The organism is Achromobacter sp. MUI-25009338 (genome assembly GCF_057359325.1).
In genome coordinates this window covers 1052712-1071955 of sequence record NZ_CM170627.1, presented here as the reverse complement: position 1 = coordinate 1071955, position 19244 = coordinate 1052712, and the positions used below count along the sequence as shown (strand labels likewise).

At 70.1% G+C, this 19244-nt stretch carries 16 protein-coding genes; 8 read left to right on the top strand and 8 right to left on the bottom strand.

Translation table 11 applies throughout. The annotated features are described in order from the left end of the window. Positions 1-25 precede the first annotated feature (25 nt). Positions 26-865 (bottom strand): fumarylacetoacetate hydrolase family protein, encoded by an 840-nt coding sequence (locus tag AC1IQ6_RS04895; protein WP_485865966.1) that lies wholly within the window; start codon positions 863-865, stop codon positions 26-28. A 209-nt stretch (positions 866-1074) separates the two neighbouring features. Here AC1IQ6_RS04895 and AC1IQ6_RS04890 point away from each other — a divergent pair, with 209 nt between their 5' ends. Further along, on the top strand, positions 1075-1791 hold the full coding sequence (locus tag AC1IQ6_RS04890) for a GntR family transcriptional regulator (RefSeq protein WP_102773856.1): 717 nt from the start codon (positions 1075-1077) through the stop codon (positions 1789-1791). A gap of 8 nt (positions 1792-1799) precedes the next feature. Here AC1IQ6_RS04890 and AC1IQ6_RS04885 read toward each other — a convergent pair whose 3' ends face one another. The 5 genes from AC1IQ6_RS04885 to AC1IQ6_RS04865 form a co-directional block, all read right to left on the bottom strand. Then, entirely contained in the window at positions 1800-2879 is a 1080-nt protein-coding gene (locus AC1IQ6_RS04885) for a formylglycine-generating enzyme family protein (RefSeq protein WP_485866552.1), read from the bottom strand. Positions 2880-2898: 19 nt separating this feature from the next. After that, positions 2899-4617 (bottom strand): arylsulfatase, encoded by a 1719-nt coding sequence (locus AC1IQ6_RS04880; RefSeq protein WP_246842446.1) that lies wholly within the window; start codon positions 4615-4617, stop codon positions 2899-2901. 209 nt (positions 4618-4826) lie between these two features. Then, entirely contained in the window at positions 4827-5435 is a 609-nt protein-coding gene (locus tag AC1IQ6_RS04875; protein WP_102773859.1) for a LysE family translocator, read from the bottom strand. Between the two features lie 92 nt (positions 5436-5527). Continuing rightward, a complete protein-coding gene (locus AC1IQ6_RS04870) occupies positions 5528-8011 on the bottom strand; it encodes a carbohydrate-binding family V/XII (protein ID WP_485866551.1) in 2484 nt (827 codons plus the stop codon). An 85-nt stretch (positions 8012-8096) separates the two neighbouring features. Further along, a complete protein-coding gene (locus tag AC1IQ6_RS04865) occupies positions 8097-8945 on the bottom strand; it encodes an IclR family transcriptional regulator (protein WP_485865965.1) in 849 nt (282 codons plus the stop codon). A 324-nt stretch (positions 8946-9269) separates the two neighbouring features. Here AC1IQ6_RS04865 and AC1IQ6_RS04860 point away from each other — a divergent pair, with 324 nt between their 5' ends. Genes AC1IQ6_RS04860 through AC1IQ6_RS04840 form a run of 5 tightly spaced genes read left to right on the top strand, consistent with a single transcriptional unit; the run spans position 9270 to position 14074 of the window. Further along, positions 9270-10025 carry a substrate-binding periplasmic protein gene (locus AC1IQ6_RS04860; RefSeq protein WP_102773861.1) on the top strand — a complete coding sequence of 252 codons (756 nt, stop codon included), beginning with the start codon at positions 9270-9272 and terminating at the stop codon, positions 10023-10025. Between the two features lie 51 nt (positions 10026-10076). Then, positions 10077-10736, top strand: a complete 660-nt coding sequence (locus AC1IQ6_RS04855; protein ID WP_102773862.1) for an amino acid ABC transporter permease — start codon at positions 10077-10079, stop codon at positions 10734-10736. Beyond that, positions 10733-11464: an amino acid ABC transporter ATP-binding protein gene (locus tag AC1IQ6_RS04850; RefSeq protein WP_102773863.1), complete on the top strand. Its 732-nt coding sequence runs from the start codon at positions 10733-10735 to the stop codon at positions 11462-11464. Before AC1IQ6_RS04855 ends, AC1IQ6_RS04850 begins: the two co-directional genes overlap by 4 nt. Before the next feature lie 21 nt (positions 11465-11485). Next, positions 11486-12772 carry an NAD(P)/FAD-dependent oxidoreductase gene (locus AC1IQ6_RS04845; protein WP_485865964.1) on the top strand — a complete coding sequence of 429 codons (1287 nt, stop codon included), beginning with the start codon at positions 11486-11488 and terminating at the stop codon, positions 12770-12772. Positions 12773-12805: 33 nt separating this feature from the next. Further along, positions 12806-14074, top strand: a complete 1269-nt coding sequence (locus AC1IQ6_RS04840; protein WP_485865963.1) for an NAD(P)/FAD-dependent oxidoreductase — start codon at positions 12806-12808, stop codon at positions 14072-14074. On the opposite strand, the gene trpA is transcribed toward AC1IQ6_RS04840, so the two are convergent. Together trpA and trpB are read right to left on the bottom strand one after the other, a co-directional pair. After that, positions 14065-14865, bottom strand: coding sequence for a tryptophan synthase subunit alpha (gene trpA / locus AC1IQ6_RS04835; RefSeq protein WP_485865962.1), 801 nt, complete (start codon positions 14863-14865; stop codon positions 14065-14067). The genes AC1IQ6_RS04840 and trpA overlap by 10 nt on opposite strands. Then, positions 14862-16070: a tryptophan synthase subunit beta gene (trpB, locus tag AC1IQ6_RS04830; RefSeq protein ID WP_111825760.1), complete on the bottom strand. Its 1209-nt coding sequence runs from the start codon at positions 16068-16070 to the stop codon at positions 14862-14864. Before trpB ends, trpA begins: the two co-directional genes overlap by 4 nt. Positions 16071-16188: 118 nt before the next feature. On the opposite strand from trpB, the gene AC1IQ6_RS04825 reads away from it, so the two are divergent. Together AC1IQ6_RS04825 and AC1IQ6_RS04820 are read left to right on the top strand one after the other, a co-directional pair. Beyond that, complete coding sequence (locus tag AC1IQ6_RS04825; protein WP_111825761.1) at positions 16189-17061, top strand: LysR substrate-binding domain-containing protein; 873 nt, start codon at positions 16189-16191, stop codon at positions 17059-17061. Between the two features lie 100 nt (positions 17062-17161). Then, positions 17162-19243 carry a DUF8189 domain-containing protein gene (locus AC1IQ6_RS04820; RefSeq protein WP_485865961.1) on the top strand — a complete coding sequence of 694 codons (2082 nt, stop codon included), beginning with the start codon at positions 17162-17164 and terminating at the stop codon, positions 19241-19243. Position 19244: the final 1 nt, after the last annotated feature.

The following is a 19244-nucleotide window of genomic DNA, read 5'->3' as shown; positions in this document are numbered from 1 at the left end:
CCGGCGCGCCGGGCCCGCGCGCGGCTCAGCGCTCCAGCCGAACCGGATTGGTCAGCGTGCCGATGCCTTCGATGAACACCTCGCACACATCGCCGTCCTGCATCAGCAGGCGCGGTTGGCGCGCCCAGCCCACGCCCGAGGGCGTGCCCGAGACGATCACGTCGCCGGCTTCCAGCGAGAACGATTCGCTCAGGACCGAGATCAGCGTGGCCACGTCGAACACCATGTCGCGGGTGTTGGCCGACTGCACCACCTTGCCGTTGAGGCGGGTCTCCAGCGCCAGGCCGCTGCCGCCGGCGGGCAGTTCGTCGGGCGTGACCAGCACGGGGCCGAAGCCGCCGGTGCCGTCGAAGTTCTTGCCCACGGTCCATTGCGGCGACTTGAACTGGTATTCGCGCACCGAGCCGTCGTTGAAGACCGAGTAGCCGGCCACGTACTTCAGCGCGTCGGCCTTGGAGATGTAGCGGCCGCCGCCGTTCAGCACCACCGCCATCTCGCCTTCGTAGTCCAGCGAGTCCGAGGCCTTGGGCCGGATCATGGGGTCGCCGTGCGCGATCAGGCTGCTGTTGAAGCGGTTGAACACGGTCGGATAGTCGGGCTGCTCGAACTTGCTTTCGGCCGTGTGGTCGCGGTAGTTCAGGCCGATGCAGATGATCTTGCCGGCGTTGTCCAGCGGCGGCAGGTAGCCGATTTCGGCCAGCGGGATCGGACGCCCGCCCGCGGCGCGTTCCTTGGCGAAGGCGGCCAGGTCCACGCCCTGGCGCAGCAGGTCCAGCACCTCGTGCCGGCCCAGGCTGACCACTTCGTCGCCCCGCAGAATGCCGAGGTGACGCTCGTTGTTGTGGGTAAAGCGTATGAGTTTCATGATGTCCTTGATGACCGCAAGAGCGCCGCGCAAAGAGCGCCGCGGCAGGGCGGCGCCGCACGGGATGGGCTACGCAGCGTCGGGCTCCATCCTTGCAGGCCAGTATAGGCAGTTTTATCTACAAAGCAAGAAAAATATATATTTTTTGGTTTGTCTACTTTCATGGCCGAGCGTAGAATCCCCGTAACCCAATCCGGATACCCCCACCAATGAGCCACCCGACAGGCGGCGAGCCCGCCCGTGCCGCAACCCAGCAGCGTACGCAGGCCTCGCTGCTGACCGATACCGTCCTCGACGACATCATCGCCGGGCGCCTGCTGCCCGGCGCCAAGCTCAAGCTCAAAGAGCTCGCCGAACGCTACGACACCGGCGTCAATCCGCTGCGCGAGGCGCTGTCGCGCCTGGCGACCAGCGGCTTCGTCAACGCCGAAGACCAGCGCGGCTTCAGCGTGGCCAAGACCTCGCGCGAGGAACTGCTGGACATCACGCAGACGCGCCAGCGCATCGAATGCGATGCGCTGCGGGCCTCCATCGCGCACGGCGACATCGAATGGGAAGGCCGCGTCATGGCGGCGCTGCACCGCCTCAAGCGCCAGTCCATGATGGCGGCCAGCGGCGTGGGACTGGACCCGCAATGGGAAGCCGAGCACGACGCCTTCCACGAGGCGCTGCTGTCGGCCTGCCCGTCCAAATGGAGCCTGCGGTTCTCGCTCATCCTGCGCGACCAGACCTCGCGCTACCGCAACCTGTCCGTGATGGGACAGAACGAAGCCGGCGCGCGCGACGTGCATGCCGAGCACGAGGCCATCGCCAAGGCGGCGCTGGCCAAGAACGCCGACCTGGCCTGCGCGCTCCTGGCCGAGCACCTGCGCATCACCACCGCGCTGGTGCTGGAACACAGCCGGTTCGGCCGCGGCGCGGCCTGATCCGCGGCCTACCGGCCGCCCCGCCACTGGCCCGCGCTCAGCGCCAGCCGGAAGCCGACGTTGGCGGCGCTGCTGTACGGGTCCTGCCCCTGCCGCGCGCTGACGCGGTAGCCTTCGCAATAGGTTTCGCTGCACAGGAACGATCCCCCACGGATGACGCGCTGCGGCGCGTCCGGCCGGACCAGGGTGGCGTCGAACGAGGCCTGCGGACCGGCAGGGTCGAAAATCGCCCCGCCCTTGGCCGCCTGGCGCGCGAACGCATCGGGGCGGTACCAGTCGGCCACCCACTGCCAGGCGTTGCCGGCCATGTCCTGGATGTTGTAGCCGTTGGGCGGATACGCGCCCACCCGCTCGGTGCCCGGCATGATCTTCGGCGATTGCATTGGGAAAGGCTGGGCCGAATCCCAGGTGCGGGCCATGCTTTTGCCCTCGGGCTGCAGCACCCCGCCCCAGGCGTAGCTGGCCTGATCCAGCCCGCCGCGCGCCGCATATTCCCATTCCGCTTCGGTCGGCAGGCGCTTGCCGGCCCAGGCCGCGTAGGCCTGGGCGTCCTCGTACGAAACCTGCACCACCGGGTGGTCTTCCTTGCCCGTGAGATCGGACGCGGGGCCTTGCGGATGGCGCCAGTTCGCGCCCGGCGCGTAACGCCACCAGCGCGCATATTCGCGCAGGTCCACCGGTTTGTCGGCGCCGACGAACACCAGCGCGCCCGGCACCAGCGCCGAAGCCGGCGGACGCGGCGTGCCGGGCGGCAGCTGGGCGCGTAGCGTCTCCCAGTCGGGCGCCCGCTCCGCGGTGGTGACGTAGCCGGTGGCCGCCACGAAGCGGGCGAAGTCGCGGTTGGTGACGTGGTGGCGGTCGATCCAGTATCCCGGCAGCCGCACCTTGTGGGCCGGCCGCTCGTTGGCCTGCGCGCGGCTGCTGTCCGAACCCATCAGGAATTCGCCCGGCGGCACCCACACCATGTCGGGCGGGGCGTTGCGCCCGTCGCCGGGCTGCCCGGGCTGGGGGCCGGCCGCAATGGCCAGCCAGCCCGCCGCCACCGCCGCCGCGCCGATCGCGCCGGCCGCCGCCAGGCGCATGGACATCTTCATCGCGTGGCTCCGTCTAGCGCTCGGCGGGAATGACGACCTGCCGGGGCATGTTCTTGCGCCAGTCGAAGTAGCCGAACAGCTCCCTGTCCAGGTAATCGGTGTCCCAGCGGATCACCCTGTTGGCCTGGGCCCAGGCCTCGTACTTGGCGGCCATTTCCTTGACGCGCTGCGGCTGCCGCGAGGCAAGGTCCGTGGTTTCGCCGCGATCGGCCTCGGTATCGAAAAGCTGCCACTGGCCGGCGCCGAACGGCTTGGGTATCCAGCTCAGCTTCCACTTGCCCTGGCGGTATTCCTTGTTGCCGAACAGCTCGCCGCCGCGTTCGAAATCCGCAGGCCGGGCCGACGTGGCCGTGCCTTCGAGCACATCCAGGAACGACACCCCCTTGAGCGGCGCCAGCGGCACCCCGTCGCGCTCCTGTCCGCGCGCCGCGCCGGTGATGGCCGTGATGGTGGGGAAGATGTCCTCGACCGCCAGGTAGCCGTCGTTGATCGAACCGCGCTTGGCCACCATCGAGCCCTTCACGATCAGCGGGGAAATCGTCCCGCCTTCGCTCATGAACAGCTTGAACAGCCGGAACGGCGCCGAACTCGCATAGGCCCATCCCGGTCCGAGGCCGGCGAACGAGCCCGGCGCGCCCATGTTGTCGAACGAGGTGTCGAACTCCTTCGCGATCCAGCTGCCGTCCTTGTTGCCCGGATAGAAATCCATGTAGGCGCCGGAAGGCCCGTTGTCGGAGAAGAAGATGATTACGGTGTTGTCGTACTGGCCGCTGCGCTTTAACTGGTCGATCACGCGGCCGATGTTGCTGTCCAGGTTGCTCACCATGCCCGCGTAGATCTCCATCAGGCGCTCCTGGTGCGCCCGCTCCTGCGCCGTCAGCTGGTCCCAGGGCTTGAAGAGCGGCGTGGTCTCGGACATCTTGGTGCCCGCGGGCACCACGCCCGCGCGCAGCATGTTCTTGTACATGGTCTCGCGGTGCTCGTCATAGCCGCGGGCGAACTTGCCGCGGTACTTGGCCACGTCGGCCGCCGGCGCGTGCAGCGGATCGTGCACGGCCTGGAACGCCAGATAGCCGAAGAAAGGCTTGCCCGCATCCTCGGCCGACTTCATGTAGCCCAGGAATTTGTCGGTATAGAGATTGGAGGAAAACTCCCCCGTGTCGCGCGGCACCGTCTTCTCGTTCTCGACGAAGCGCGTGCGCGGCTGGACCGCGAGCAGGCCCTTGTTGTCCCAATGGCTGCCGCCCGGGTTGATCAGCGCGAACGAATTCTCGAAACCGCGCGCCGCCGGCAGTTGTTCGGGCTTGCCGCCCAGATGCCACTTGCCGGCCATGAAGGTCGCATAACCCCGGTCCTTGAGCACTTCGGCGATGGTCTTGACCCGGTCATTGAGGGAACCGATGTAGTTGCCCGGGTACTTGTCCATCTCGGGTGCGTAGTACTCGCCCATCGAGCCCATGCCGGCCAGGTGGTTGTCCACGCCGGTCAGCAGCTGGGCGCGGGTCGGCGAGCAGGTGGGATTGACGTGGTAGTTGGTGAAGCGCATGCCCTCGGCGGCCAGCTGGTTCAGCGCCGGGGTCTGGATGATGTCCTGCCCGAAGGGCTGGATGTCGTTGTAGCCCAGGTCGTCGGCCAGGATGACGAGCACGTTGGGCGGGCGCTGCGGGGCGGCCTGGGCGAACGGCGCGACTGCCAGCGACGCGGCCATGGCCATGATGGAAAGGCATTTCACATTCATCTCCTCGATGTACGGGCGACGGCCGGTCGCCATCAGGGATCGTCTGCGCGATCATTGCAGCGGCAGCATAGCAAATATATATATTTTTAAAAAGAAAATATTTTATTTGCCGATCGGACAGCAGACGGGCGGACGCGCGCCGCCGCGCGCGGGGCTCGGCCCGGGCGCGGCAAGCGAGGAGGACGGGGAGACGAGAAGGAGGATCAGGAGCCCGGCAGCGCCGCGCCCATGGCGGCGAACAGGCCGCCGCAGACCTTGTTGAAGCGCCGGCCGGCGCGTTCCAGCCAGGGGCGCACACGGTGCGCCAGGCGCGCCAGCACGTATTCGACCAGGAACTCCACCAGCGCGAAGGTGGCCGCCATGATGGCGAACTGCGTCAGCAGGCTGCGGGCCGGGTCGATGAACTGCGGCAGGAAGGCGCCGTAGAACAGCAGCGCCTTGGGATTGGAGATGGCCGACAGGAAGCCCTGGCCGAACATGCGCGCGCCGCGGGCCTTCGGCATGTCGGGCGGCGGCTGCAATTGCACGCCGGGCGAGCGCCACAGCTGGATGCCGAGCCAGATCAGGTAGGCCCCGCCGCCCCACTTCAGCACGGTGAGCGCCGGGCCCCAGGCCTTGAGCAAGGCGCTGATGCCCAGCATCGACAGCGCGATCAGCGCCACGAAGCCGACCGCGCCGCCGGCGATGGTGCACAGCGCCTTGCGGTGGCCGTGCAGCGCGCCGTGGGTGAGCGCGAGCAGCGTGTTGGGCCCGGGCGTCACCGACAGGCCGATGACCGCAACCAGATAGATGAGCCAGCTATGCAGGGCCATGGCGTAAGGCAGGAAAGAAATGGGGAAGCAGGCAGTCTAGCGCCCGGCGCGGGCGCGGCGCAAACGGCCGCCCCCGCGCGCAGGAGCGTGTCTCAGCGGCGGAACCCGCCGCGGAATCCGCCGAAGCCGCCGCCCCAGCCGCCGCGTCCGCCCATGCGGTCGCGCCAGCCGCCGCCGCCTTCCATGCCCCGGTCGCGCCAGCCGCCGCCGGAATCGCCGCCGCCCATGCGGTCCTGCCAGCCGCCGCCCTGGAAGTCGCTGCGCTGGCTGGAATAGTCCCGCGCCTGGCGCTGGCCGTTCAGGTAGCTGGAGTCGCCGCCTTGCACCGGCTGCCAGCCCGACGAGGTGTGCTGCTGCCAGCCGTTGTCGTTGTGCTCGTAGACGTTGCCGTTGTGGTCGGCGTAGACGTTGCCATTGTTCCAGGCCATGCCGCTGTTGGTGTTGCGGTCGTAGGTCGCACCGCGCCGGTCCACGTTGTCCACGCCCTGCCCGGCCGTGCCGGAGGCGGTGGCCGAGGACACCGTCGTGCGGCCGGTGCGGGCGTTGGTGCGGGCGTCCTGGCGGCCTGCGGCCCATTGGCCGTCGTCGTTCTCGACCACGCCGGCGCGCCCCGCGCCGGACGCGCCGGTGACCGGATTGGTGTAGGCGCCGCGCCGGCCGGCGGCGGCATTGCCGGTGTATTGGTTATAGGCCGCGCCGCGCGTGCCCTCGAACGCGGCGCCGGTCTGCGGGTTGTAGCCCTCGGCGTGCGCGCCCTGCCATTGCGTGCCGGTCCAGCCGTTCCAGCCGGCCGCGTGCGTGACCACGCCGGACCCGCCCCAGGCGCCATAGACGTCGACCCGGTTGACGTCCACGCCGCGCCAGTACGGCGCGCAGCAATAGGGTCCCCAGTACGGCGCGGCGCCGCCCCAGGCTTCGGCCGCGGCGAATCCGAAGGCGAAGCCGGCCGCGGTGTCGAAGGCCGCGTCGTAGCCGTAGCTGGGCGGATAGCCGACCCAGGTGTCCTGCACGATCACAGGCGGATATGCGTAGCCGGTGCCGTAGACCACCGTGCCGTCGGGCGCGACCACCACGCCCATGTAGCCGGGCGTGTAGCCGAACACCACGTTTTGCGCCGTGGAGCCGTAGACCTGCACGTAGGTCACGTAATGCAGCGGCGAATTGGCGGGAATGGCATAGATGGCCGCCGGCACGCGGTCGGCCACGCGCCACGGGCCGAAGGCCGAGTCGGACACGAACCAGACCGCGTGCGACAGCGCGTAGTAACGCCCTTCGGCCTGGATCACCGGCACCTGCGAATTGGCGGCGTAGTACAGCGCGGTGCCGGCGATGGGGCGCAGGGTCGGCGAGCCGCCGCCGTACTCGACCTTCAGGGTCGCGCCGCGCGATACGGTCGCGGTCTGGGGAATGGTGGAAGCGATGACCGCCTCCTTGGCCTGCGGCGTGCCCGGCACCGAGGCCAGCACGCCGGATTGCGGGTCCCGCGCCGGAATGCGCGCGAAATCGCGCGGCAGGCTCTTGCCCGGCACGTAGGTCCAGGGCCCTTCCAGCCCCGCCCCGCGGAACCAGCGTCCCGACACCAGCAGGTAATAGCGGTTGTCGCCGGGGTTCATGAACAGGGCGTGGTCGGCGTTGGCCACCGACAGCAGCGAGGTGCCCGGCACCGGCCGCAGTTCGGGCTGGCCTACGGTCACCAGCAGCTCCGCCGGGACGGTGGACACCACGACGGCCGGCGCGCGGTACGGCGCCTTGCCGTCATGCGGCAGCAGCGGGTCGGGCGCGGCCTTGCGCCGCGCCGCGTCGGCGGCGGCCTGCAGCGCGGCGGCGGGATGCTCGACCGCGGTCCAGGGGCCGTCGATGCCGCCGGCCTCGTACCAGTGGCCCGCGGCCTGCAGGAAATGGCGGCCGGCGCCGTCGCGCAGGATCAGCGCGCGCGTGTTGACCACGCGGCGCCAGCCCGAGGCTTCAGGCACGTCGGCCCATGCCGGCGCGCCGTCGACCAGCACCAGCACGGTCGGCACGGTGCGGTAGACGATGCGCGGCGGCGCGTTGTCCACGGCCACCGGCCTGGCGGCCGGGTTGTTGCGCGACAGCGTGTAGCTGAGCTGCAGCGCGTCGAGCGGCGTGACCACGCCCTCGGCCGGCAGCCGCGCCTGCAGCGCGGCGCGCAGCCTGTCGGCCTCTTGCGGCGCGGTCGGCACCTGCACTTTTTCGATCCGGATGTCCGACAGATGCACCAGCCCCGCCGGCTTGTTGACCTCGGCGCGCGCCGAGAAATCCACCGTGCCGTAGGTCGGGTTGCCCTTGGCGGGGCCGACCGCCACCGCCATGCGACCGCCCAGGCGGTCCGCCGTCCAGGTGTCGACCTGCGGCTGGTAAAGCTCGATGCGCGAGCCGTCGGGCGCATCGAAACTGCGCGGCCATTGCAGCGCGCGCGCCGCGTCGGCATGCGCCGCCTGCGGCGCCGATGCGCCCGGGTCCTGCGCCTGCGCCGCGCCGGCCAGCGCCAGGCTGGCGCCGATCGCCAGGGCCAACGGCCGGGAACGAAGACGCCACCATCCGAACAAGCCTTCCATCATGTCGAGCTCCTTAAGGGATGCGCCGGCCGGACGGGTGTCGGATGGGCGTCGCTACGCTTTATACGCCAGCTGCCCTGGCGATTCAATCGCGCGTGCGGCCGGGGGGCCGGGCGTGCAGATCGCGGGCCGCGCCGCCGCCGTACGGCGCCAGCGGGCGCGGCGTGGGCGGCGAGGTGGAAATCTGGCGGGCGGTTTCCTGCATCATCGGAATGAAGCGCGACAGCGCGCGCTTGACCGTCCACTTGGCCGCGGACACCGAAAGCTGCAGGCCGGCCACCACGCGCCCGTTCAGGTCGTGGACCGGCACGGCCAGCGCCAGGTCGCCGCGGTAGTACTCCTCCTTGCAATAGGCGTAGCCCTGCTCGCGCGCTTCGCGCACCTGCGCCATCAGCGCATCCACGTCGGTCAGCGTGTTGGCGGTGTACTTCACGCGGTCGCTGGCCGCCAGCGCCTCGTAGGCCTCGTCGTCGCTCAGGCCGGCCAGGTAGACGCGCCCGGTGGACGAGCAGTACATGGGAATGCGCCGGCCCACCGGCATGTGCACCAGCAGCCGCAAGGGGCTGGGAAAACGGCCGATGTAGATCATGTCCTGCCCCGCCGGCTCGGCCAGGTTGACGGTTTCGCCGGCGTTGCGGTTGAGTTCGAGCAGGAAGGGATTGGCGCGGTCCAGCAGCGCGTGCGACTCCAGGTAGCGGCAGCCGCTGTCCAGCGTGCGCGAGGACAGCGAGTAGCGCTTGCTGACCGGGTCCTTGTTGAGCAGGCCCAGCGCCTCCAGCGTGAAGGCGAAACGCTGGGCGGCGCTGCGCGTGATGCCGGCGGCCGCGGCGATCTCCGGCAGGCTCATGGAGGCGCGCTCGGCGGTGAAGGCGTCGAGCACGGCGATGCCGGTCGCAAGCGACTGGACGTACAGGGTGGAGGATTCCGGGTTCATGGTCGGTCGGGCGGGGCTGGCCGCCCCGCATTCTTATTCGATACGCACAGATTGCATTCCAATGGAAATGAATGCAAGAAAAAGCACGTGATTCTTCGGGATATGCCTGCGTAATCGCAAACATGTATTTCGGGAAAACCCCTAATTAAAAAAGCACTTAGGAGACAAACCTGCTTGTTGACAGGTTTTCCTGGGCCAGATTATAAAATCTACCTGCGATATAAGCATATCGCTATTCGATACGATAATGCACGCCAGGGCGGGACGAACTTGCACGTCCGCCAGCCATCCAGGCGCGCGATTCTGGCCTCCCAGGGGATTCCGATGCTGCATAAAACCGTGAAATCGTTGTTGGCTGCGGCGCTGTGCGCCGCCGCGCTGTCGGGCGCGCACGCCCAGACCGTGAAGGTCGGCTCCACGCCGACCGCGGTGCCGTTCAACTTCCTGGACCCGAAGACCAACACCCTGCAGGGAGTGATGATCGACATCGCCAACGCCGTGGGCAAGCAGGCAGGCTTCGCGGTCGAAGTCACGCCGATTCCGTTCGCCTCGCTGGTGCCGGCGCTGCAGACCGGCAAGATCGACATCATCGCCTCGGCCTTCGCCAAGACGCCGCAGCGCGCCGAGGTGGTGGACTTCACCCAGCTGGTGGTGGAGTACGGCGAGGCGCTGATCGTGCCCGCCAAGGACCAGACCGACTACAAGAGCATCGCCGACCTCAAGGGCAAGACCGTCGGGGTCCAGATCGGCACGCTGTACGTGGAGCCGCTGAAGTCCGCGCCCGGCCTGAAGGAAGTGAAGATGTACGAAACCATGTCCGACCTGGTGCGCGACGTGGCGCTGGGACGGCTGGACGCCGCCTTCGGCGACGGCCCGGTGATTTCGTACCAGGTGCGCACCCAGGGCGTGCGCAACGTGCGCTACGTCGAAAGCTACCAGCCGTCCATGCCGACCAACATCGCGCTGGCCGTGCGCAAGGGCGACGCCGAACGCGCCCGCCAGCTCGACGCCGCCATCGACGCGCTGCGCCAGGACGGCACCATCGCCGCCATCATGAAGAAATGGGGCGTTTCGCGCTGAGCGCCATGGATCCGCGCGCCGCGCGCCGGCGCGCCCTAACGGATAAGCAAGATGTTCCAGTCTTTTTTCAGTGACGCCTCGGAGTTCTTCCCTGTGCTGATGCAGGGGGTGCTGACCACCGTCTCCATCACCGCCGCGGCCCTGGTGATCGCCACCGTGCTCGGGCTGTTCTGGGCGCTGCTGCGGGTCAGCGGCATCGCGCCGCTCTCGCACGCCAGCCGCATCCTGACCAACATCATCCGCGGCGTGCCCATCATCGTCGTGCTGTTCTACATGTACTTCGTGCTGCCCGAGATCGGCGTCGGCCTGACGGCCTTCCAGGCCGGCGCGCTGGGACTGGGCGTGGCGTATTCCTCGTATATGTCGGAGGTGTTCCGCTCGGGCATCGACGCGGTCGATCCCGGCCAGTTCGAGGCCGCCCAGTCGCTGGGCATGTCGCGCGCCAAGCTGATGCGCCGCGTGGTGCTGCCGCAGGCCTTCAAGGTGGCCCTGCCGCCCTACGGCAACAACGTGGTCATGATGCTCAAGGACTCGTCGCAGACCGCGGTGATCACCGTGGTCGAACTGTCCATGCAGAGCAAGCTGATCGCCTCGTCCACCTTCAAGAGCGCCACCATCTACACGCTGGTCGCCCTGATGTACCTGGCCATGAGCCTGCCCATGATGTATTGCATCGGCAAACTTGAACGCCGCCTGGGACGCCGCCAATGATCAAGATCGAAAACCTCAGCAAGTCGTTCGGCGCGCACCGCGTGCTCGATGGCATAGACGCCGAAGTGCGGCCGGGCGAAGTGGTCTGCCTGATCGGCCCGTCCGGTTCGGGCAAGTCCACGCTGCTGCGCTGCATCAACGGGCTCGAACGCTACGACGGCGGACGCATCACGGTGGACGGCGTGACCGTGGACGCGAGCAGCAGGGAGATCCAGGCGATCCGCCAGCGCGTGGCCATGGTGTTCCAGCGCTTCAATCTGTTCCCGCACCGCAGCGCGCTGGAAAACGTCATCGAAGGCCCGGTGCACGTCAAGGGCGAAAGCGTGGCGTCGGCCACCGAGCGCGCCCGCGAAATCCTGGCCTCGGTGGGCCTGGCCGAGAAAATGAACCACTATCCGCAGCAGCTTTCCGGCGGGCAGCAGCAGCGCGTGGCCATCGCCCGCGCGCTGGCCATGGAGCCCGAGGCCATCCTGTTCGACGAGCCCACCTCCGCGCTCGATCCCGAATTGGTGGGCGAGGTGCTGTCGGTGATGCGCACGCTGGCCGAGAAAGGCATGACGATGGTGATCGTCACGCACGAAATGGACTTCGCCCGCAACGTGTCCGACCGCGTGCTGTTCCTGGAAGGCGGCCGCATCGCCGAACAGGGGCCGTCGCGCGAAGTGCTTACCTCTCCCCGCAACGAACGCATGCGCGATTTCCTCAAGCGCGTCACGCACGCCCAATAACGCCCCGCCATGAACAACCCTGTGTTTACGCCCGCAGCCACGCTGTGGGCCGCGACCGCGCCTGCGCGCGCGGCCGCGCCGGCGCTTGCCGCGCCGCTGGAGATCGACGCCGCCGTGGTCGGCGGCGGTTTCACCGGCCTGTCGGCCGCGCTGCACCTGGCCGAGGCCGGCCTGCGCGTGGCGCTGTTCGAGACCCATGAAGTCGCGCACCGCGCCTCCGGCCGCAACGGCGGCCAGGTGGTGCCCGGCTTCAAGCCCGGCCCCGCCGCGCTTGCGCGCCGCTTCGGCGCCGAGACGGCCGCGCGCATGACGCGCTTCGCCTACGGCAACGCGGACTACCTGTTCGAGCTGGTGGAACGCCTGCGCATCGATTGCGCCCCCACCCGCAACGGCTGGATACAGGGCGCCTTCTCGGCCGCGTCCGCCGATTATCTGCGACGGCGCGCGCAGGAACTGAACGCGCACGGCGGCGACGTGGAATACCTGGACGCCGAGGCCATGCGGGCCGCCACCGGTTCGTCGTTCTGGCCCGCCGGGCTGCGCGAGAAACGCGCCGGCGCGGTACAGCCGCTGGCCCTGGCGCGCGGCCTGGCGCGCGCGGCCGCGCAGGCCGGCGCCACGCTGTACGAGCGCTCGCCGGTGGCCGCCATCGTCCCGCGCGACGGCGGCGGCGCCACGCTCAGCGTCAACGGCCATGCCGTGCAGGCGCGCCACGTGGTGCTGGCCACCGACGCCTACACCGACCGGCTGTGGCCCGCGGTGGCGCAGTCCTACGTCAACGTGGCCAGCGCCCAGATCGCCACCGAGCCCCTGCCCCCCGCGCTGCAGGCGCGCCTGATGCCGCTGCGCGCCGGCATTTCCGAAACCCGCAAGATCACCTACTACTGCCGCATCGACCCCGAAGGCCGCTTCGTGATCGGCGGGCGCGGACATTCCAGCGAACAGCTCGATCCGTCCACGCGCGAGCAGTTGCGGCGCGCGGCGGTGGCGCGCTTTCCCGAACTGGCCGACGCCGCCTGGCGTTACGGCTGGGCCTGCCGGGTAGGCATGACGCTGGACGACCTGCCGCGCCTGCATCGATTGGCGCCTGGCGTCTGGACCGCCTACGGCTATTGCGGGCGCGGCGTGGCCATGGGCACGGCCCTGGGGCGCGTGCTGCGCGACGCGATCCGCGGCGTGCCGGCGGAAAGGCTCGATTTCCCGGTCACGCCGATTTCCCGCATGCCCGGCTATCCGGCCCGGCAGTTCGGCGCTACGCTGGCCATCAACTGGTACCGCCTGCGCGACGCGCTGGGCTTTCCCGCCTGAACACCGCCGTCCGGCCGACACGCACTTATCGTCATGAACACTCAAACGCAGTTTCCCGCCACCGTGGACGTGGCGATCATCGGCGGCGGCATCATCGGCGCGAGCACGGCGCTCGCGCTGGCGCGCGCCGGCGTGCGCACCGCCCTGTTCGAAAAAGGCACGCTGGGCTGCGAACAGTCCTCGCGCAACTGGGGCTGGGTGCGCACCCTGGGCCGCGACCAGCCCGAAGTGCCGCTGGCGCTGCGCGCCAACCAGCTGTGGAGCGAGATCCAGGCCCAGGTCGACGTCGGCTACCGCCGCAACGGCCTGGTCTACCTGCAGGAAAACGAGGCCGACGCCGCCGGCCACGAGACCTGGCTGCGCGAGGCCCGCGCCCACGGCGTGCGCGCCGAAATGCTGGGACGCGAGGCGGCGCTGCGCCTGCTGCCGCGCACCGAACGCCCCTGGACCGGGGCGCTGTACAGCGCGGCCGACGGCGTGGCCGAACCGCAGCTCGCGACCCTCGGCGTCGCGTCGCTGGCGCGCCAGGCCGGCGCGCAGATCTTCGAACACTGCGCCGTGCGCGGCGTGGAGACCAGCGCCGGCCGCGTCGACACCGTCGTCACCGAGCGCGGCGCGCTGCGCGCGCAGGCCGTGCTGGTGGCCGCCGGCGGCTGGTCGCGGCTGTTCTGCGGCAACCTGGGCGTGGAATTCCCGCAGCTCAAGGTGCGCGGCTCGGTGCTGCGCACCGAGCCCTTCGACGCCGGCATGGCGCTGGCCGTCAACGGCAAGGACTTCACCTGCCGCAAGCGCGCCGACGGCGGCTATACCGTGTCGCAGTTCTCCGCCTCGCTGGCCGAGATCGTGCCCGACAGCTTCCGCCTGATGGGCAAGTTCATGCGCGCCTGGATCGAGAACAACGCGCTGGTGCGCGTGCGCTTCGGCAAACGCTTTTTCGAGGAACTGGCCACGCCGCGCCGCTTCCCGGCCGACCGCCCGACGCCGTACGAACGCTGCCGCGTGCTCGACCCCGCGCCCTACGCGCGCGGCATAGACCAGGCCTGGACGCGCCTGCTGCACGCATTCCCGGCCTTCCGCCAGGCCCGCATCGCGCAATCCTGGGGCGGCTATATCGACGTGACGCCGGACGCGATGCCCGTCATCGCGCCGGTGGCGCAGGCGCCCGGCCTCTACCTGGCCTCGGGATTCTCCGGCCACGGCTTCGGCATTGGCCCGGCCGTGGGCGAAACCGTGGCCGCCCTCATCCGGGGCGCGCCCACGCCGGTGGACATCCGCCCCTTCCGGCTCGAACGCTACGCCTGAGCCGCGGGCCGGCGCAGCGCGGCCGCCAGCCCGCGCACTTCTTCCAGCGCGGCCTTCACGCCGCCTTGCGCCAGCACCTCGGCCAGCCGCGAGCCCACCGCCACCAGGTCCGCGTGGCGGCCGATGCGCCGCGCGTCTTCCGGGGAGCGCACACCGAAGCCGGCGGCCACCGGCAGCCGCGTATGCGCGCGCACCCGCGCCAGGTCCTGCGCGATGCGGCGCTCGTCGGGCAGCGACGCGCCCGTGGTGCCGGCCAGCATGACGTGATACACGAAGCCGCTGGCCTCGCGCAGCGACCGCGCCAGCCGCTCCTCGTCGGTGGTGGGCGCGGACATGCGGATCAGGTCGATGCCGTGCGCGCGCGCGTGCCGCTCCAGCTCGCCGGCGTGTTCCGGCGGCAGGTCGACCACGATCAGCCCGTCCACGCCCGCGGCCGCGGCATCCGCCGCGAAGGCCGCCGCGCCGTAGCGGAGTATGGGATTCAGGTAGCCCATCAGCACCACCGGCGTGGCCTCGTGGCCGGATCGGAATTCCCGCAGCAACGCCAGCGTGCCCGCCAGCGTCTGGCCGGCCGCCAGCGCGCGGCGGTTGGCCTGCTGCAGCACGGGGCCGTCGGCGACCGGGTCGCTGAACGGCATGCCCAGTTCGATCACGTCGGCGCCCGCGGCGGGCAGGCCGCGCAGCAGTTCCAGGCATGCGCCGGGGTCGGGGTCGCCCGCCGCGAAGTAGGTCGCCAGGCCGCAGCGGCCCGACCGGCGCAGCGCCGCGAAAGTGTGTTGCAGCCGTGTCATGTCGTCGCCTCGTCGAATTGCGTCACCGTGTCCATGTCCTTGTCGCCGCGTCCGCTCAGGCACACGACGAGGATCTCGCCGCGCCCCATGCGCGGCGCGAGTTCGCGCGCCCAGGCCAGCGCGTGCGCGCTTTCCAGCGCCGGCAGGATGCCTTCGGCCCGCGTCAACCAATGAAAGGCGGACACCGCCTGCGCGTCCGTCACGGATACGTAGGCCACCCGCCCGCTGTCGTGCAGCAACGCATGCTCCGGTCCCACGCCGGGATAGTCGAGCCCGGCCGAGATGGAGTGCGCATCCAGGATCTGCCCGTCGCCGTCCTGCAGGTAGTAGCTGCGGCAGCCATGCAGCACGCCGGCCCGGCCCGCGCCGAGGCTGGCGGCGTGCGCGCCGCTGGCCAGTCCGCGCCCGCCGGCCTCCACGCCATAGAGGCGAACGCCGGGCTGGTCCAGGAACGGGTGGAAGAACCCCATCGCGTTGGAGCCGCCGCCGACGCAGGCGACCATCGCGTCCGGCATGCGTCCGGCCTTGGCGGCGATCTGCTGGCGCGTCTCCATGCCTATCACCTTCTGGAACTCGCGCACCAGCCAGGGATAGGGATGCGGACCGGCGCAGGTGCCCAGCAGGTAATAGGTGTCGGCCGGATGCGCGATCCAGTCGCGCAAGGCCTGGTTCATCGCGTCCTTCAGCGTGCCGGTTCCGTCCGTCACGGCGCGCACCTCGGCCCCCAGCATGCGCATGCGGCGCACGTTGACCGACTGGCGCGCCATGTCCTGCGCCCCCATGTAGACCACGCAGTCCAGGCCCTGCTGCGCGCAGACCGTGGCGGTGGCCACGCCGTGCTGCCCGGCGCCGGTCTCGGCGATCACGCGGCGCTTGCCCATGCGCCGGGCCAGCAGCGCCTGGCCCAGGCAGTTGTTGATCTTGTGCGCGCCGGTGTGGTTGAGGTCTTCGCGCTTGAGGTAGATCTGCGCGCCGCCCAGTTCCTCGGTGATGCCGCGCGCCAGGAACAGCGGGCTGGGGCGGCCGACGTAGTCGGCCAGCAGGCCGCGGAAGTCCTGCCAGAAGCCCTTATCCGACAGCAGCGCCCTGAAGGCGCGCTCCAGCTCGTCCAGCGCGGGGATGAGCGTTTCGGGCATGTAGCGCCCGCCGTAAGGGCCGAACTGGCCCAGGCTGTCGGGCGTGGCCGGATGGATGGCGGATGGCATGGCTGGCGGTTTCCGTATTGCAGTGTATCGGGATGTTTTGCTTATGCTATCTTCGATAAAAACTTATTTGAATCAATGATTTGTTTAGTACCAATGTAAGTACAACTAACATCCAGCCATGCGACGACTCCCCTCTCTCAATGCGCTGCGCTTTTTCGACAGCGCCGCCCGCCACGCCAGTTTCAGCCTGGCGGCCAGGGAGCTGTGCGTGACGCACAGCGCCGTCAGCCAGCAGGTGCGCCAGCTGGAAGACTGGCTGGGCTGCGCGCTGTTCGAACGCCGCGCCGGCGGCGTGCGCCTGACCGCGGCGGGCCTGGACCTGCAGCGCGCCGCCCAGGAGGCATTCGACACGCTGGAGCGCCGCTGCGACGAATTGCGGCGTAGCACGCAGCCGGCGGAACTGACGCTGGGCGCGCCCGCCAGCTTTCTGTCCAACTGGCTCATCGCGCGGCTCGAACGCTTCGAGGCCCTGCATCCGGATATCCGCATCCGGCTGCAGACGGCCGCCGACGCGTCCCTGCTGGACACGCAGCGCGTGGACGCGCTGATTCTTGCCGGCCGCGACTGGCCGCGGGACTGGGACGTCACCCCGTTGTTCGCCGAAACCATCGGCCCGGTCTGCGCCCCGGCCCATGCCGCGCAGATCCGCGCGCCGGCCGACGTGGCCGGCGCGCCGCTGCTGCACACCAGTTCCAGGCCCGATGCGTGGCGCGACTGGGCGGCGCGCCAGGGCATTGCGCTGGTCCCGCGCCTGCCCGGCCGCGAGTTCGACCACCTGGGCCACATGCTGGAAGCCGCGGCGGCCGGCCTGGGCGTGGCCATCGCGCCCGCGGTGCTGGTCGAAGCCGAACTGCACCGCGCCCGCCTGGCCGCGCCGCTGGGTTTCGTCGCCAGCGGCGCCTCGTTCTGCCTGTGCACGCGCAAGGACGCCAGGCGCGCCGACGAGGCGCTGTCGCATCTGCGCGAGTGGCTGCTGGCGAGCGCGGCCTAATCCGGCCCTATATCTTGCCGACAACGCGCGGCGGCTCGCCGCTATACTTTTCGCACTCTTCAACCCCTGCCGTGCGACGCCTTTTCTGCCGCGCCCCGCTATGTTCGTTCCGACGGCCTTGTTGCGCCCCCTAGGCCAGGCGCTATTGTTCGCGTTCGCCGCGCTCTTCTCCCTCCAGGCCCACGCCGCCCCGCCCACGCTGGCGCAGTGCCACGGCATCAAGGATCTCGCCTTCGTCGCCCACCTGGACGACGACCTGCTGTTCATGAATCCGGACATCGCCTCCAACATCGAGGCCGGCGGCTGCGTGCGCGTGGTCTACCTGACCGCCAGCGACGCCGGCGAAGGCGAAGGCTACATGCTCGGCCGCGAGCGCGGCGTGCGCGCCGCCTACGCCTACATGGCGCACCAGCCCGACGTGTGGAAAGAAGACGCCGGCACCGCCGGCGGCCGCCATTTCGCGCGCTTCACGCTGCAGGGCAACCCGCGCGTGCAGCTCTGGCACATGCGGCTGAAGGACCCGTGGCTGGGCAAGGGCTGGGGCAGCCTGACGCCGCTCAGCCGCACCGAGTCCGAGCCGGGCCAGAGCGTGGACACGCTGGGCCAGTACGCCGAGGTCTACACCCGCGAGCAGCTGATCGACACGCTGGCCGACGTGATCCGCCAGTACGCCCCGACCACCGTGCGCCACCTGGACGACACCATCGCCGTGCCCTACACGCAGCTGTGCTGGCGCTGCGCCGGCCACGGGCACCCGGACCACATCGCCAGCGCGCGGCTGGTGCGCGAGGCCATGGTGCGCGTGCCCGGCAATTACGCCGAAACCGGCTATATCGACTATCCCAGCCAGGAGCGCGCCAGCAACCTGACCGAAGCCGAGATCGCCAGCAAGTCGGTGATCTTCCAGCACTACGCCTGGAACGACTACCACTACTGCGCCGGCCCCACCGGCTGCAAGGAGCCCGCCGGCCCCGCCGCGGCCTGGGTGCAGCGCGCCTATTACGTGTCGCGCCAGGACATGGCGCCGCAGCTGTACCCCGACGGGCGCGGCGGGCTGGTGGTGTTCGCCGCCGGCGAAACCAACGCCGCCGTCAACCGCTGGGACTCCGGTCATCGCAAATGGCAGAGCCTGGGCGGACGCACCAGCGGCCCGCTGGTTTCCTTCACCCATGCGGACGGCACCGCCGGCCTGATGGCGCGCGATCCGCTGGGCGGCGTATGGGCCAACAAGCAGCGCCACGACGGCACCTGGCAGGGCTGGCAGGCGCTGGGCGGCGTGCGCGTGACGCAGATTCCGGCGGTGGCGCCGCGCGGCGAAGCGGCCGCCGTGGCGTTGGGCTACGACGGCCGGCTGCACTGGATCGCGCCGACCGGCATCGACGGCGGCTGGAGCACCTGGCAGGAACTTCCCATGCTGGAAGACGCCACCGGCGCGCCCGCCGCCGCGCGCGGCGCCGACGGGCGCTACGTGGTGTTCGCCCTCACCTCGGCGGGCAAGCTTTTCTATACGCGCCAGCTGCCGGCCGCCCAGGGCCATCGCCCCGAATGGCAGGGCTGGCGCCCGGTGCCGGCGCCCACCGCCGCCGGCGGCCTGGCCGCCATCCGCAACCGCGACAACCGCATCGAACTCTATTTCCGCCAGCGCGGCGACAACCACCTGACCCGCCTGCTGGAAACCGGCGACACCACCGACCTGAACATCGACTGGAGCGCGCCGGACGACCTGGGCGTGCCCTACATCGGGCGTCCGGCGGTCCACGCCGACGCGCAGGGCAAGGTGGTGCTCGCCATCCTGGAACGCGCCGGCGGAAAACTATGGCTGGTCGAAGACGGCAAACCCGCGCGCCTGGACGCCGCGGCGGCCTCGCCGCCGGCCATCAACATCATCGACGGCACGCTGTATGTGGTCGCGCGGGCCGCCGGCGGCCCGCAGCGCTACGAAGTGCTGTCGCGCCGCGACGGCGTGTGGGCCGCCAATCTGACGCTGGACGGCGTGCCGGCCATCGGCGGCAGCGCATTCACGGCGGTGGCTGCGCGTCCGTCGGACCTGCCCAACCTGGGCGCCAACAGCGCCAACACGGCCGCCGTCGTGCGCCCTTCGGCCGAACAGCCGGGCAAGCTGAGCGTGGGCCGCATGCCGGCCCAGGCAACGCAGACGGCCGCGCCGACTGCGTTGCAGTAAG

What these genes read in the sequence shown, in the direction of transcription:
- AC1IQ6_RS04840 (WP_485865963.1), top strand. Translation starts at nt 12,806, where the DNA reads ATGAACACTCAAACGCAGTTTCCCGCCACCGTGGACGTGGCGATCATC.
- AC1IQ6_RS04870 (WP_485866551.1), bottom strand. Translation starts at nt 8,011, where the DNA reads ATGGAAGGCTTGTTCGGATGGTGGCGTCTTCGTTCCCGGCCGTTGGCC.
- AC1IQ6_RS04875 (WP_102773859.1), bottom strand. Translation starts at nt 5,435, where the DNA reads ATGGCCCTGCATAGCTGGCTCATCTATCTGGTTGCGGTCATCGGCCTG.
- AC1IQ6_RS04825 (WP_111825761.1), top strand. Translation starts at nt 16,189, where the DNA reads ATGCGACGACTCCCCTCTCTCAATGCGCTGCGCTTTTTCGACAGCGCC.
- AC1IQ6_RS04895 (WP_485865966.1), bottom strand. Translation starts at nt 865, where the DNA reads ATGAAACTCATACGCTTTACCCACAACAACGAGCGTCACCTCGGCATT.
- AC1IQ6_RS04820 (WP_485865961.1), top strand. Translation starts at nt 17,162, where the DNA reads ATGTTCGTTCCGACGGCCTTGTTGCGCCCCCTAGGCCAGGCGCTATTG.
- trpB (WP_111825760.1), bottom strand. Translation starts at nt 16,070, where the DNA reads ATGCCATCCGCCATCCATCCGGCCACGCCCGACAGCCTGGGCCAGTTC.
- AC1IQ6_RS04890 (WP_102773856.1), top strand. Translation starts at nt 1,075, where the DNA reads ATGAGCCACCCGACAGGCGGCGAGCCCGCCCGTGCCGCAACCCAGCAG.
- AC1IQ6_RS04850 (WP_102773863.1), top strand. Translation starts at nt 10,733, where the DNA reads ATGATCAAGATCGAAAACCTCAGCAAGTCGTTCGGCGCGCACCGCGTG.
- AC1IQ6_RS04860 (WP_102773861.1), top strand. Translation starts at nt 9,270, where the DNA reads ATGCTGCATAAAACCGTGAAATCGTTGTTGGCTGCGGCGCTGTGCGCC.
- AC1IQ6_RS04865 (WP_485865965.1), bottom strand. Translation starts at nt 8,945, where the DNA reads ATGAACCCGGAATCCTCCACCCTGTACGTCCAGTCGCTTGCGACCGGC.
- trpA (WP_485865962.1), bottom strand. Translation starts at nt 14,865, where the DNA reads ATGACACGGCTGCAACACACTTTCGCGGCGCTGCGCCGGTCGGGCCGC.
- AC1IQ6_RS04885 (WP_485866552.1), bottom strand. Translation starts at nt 2,879, where the DNA reads ATGTCCATGCGCCTGGCGGCGGCCGGCGCGATCGGCGCGGCGGCGGTG.
- AC1IQ6_RS04855 (WP_102773862.1), top strand. Translation starts at nt 10,077, where the DNA reads ATGTTCCAGTCTTTTTTCAGTGACGCCTCGGAGTTCTTCCCTGTGCTG.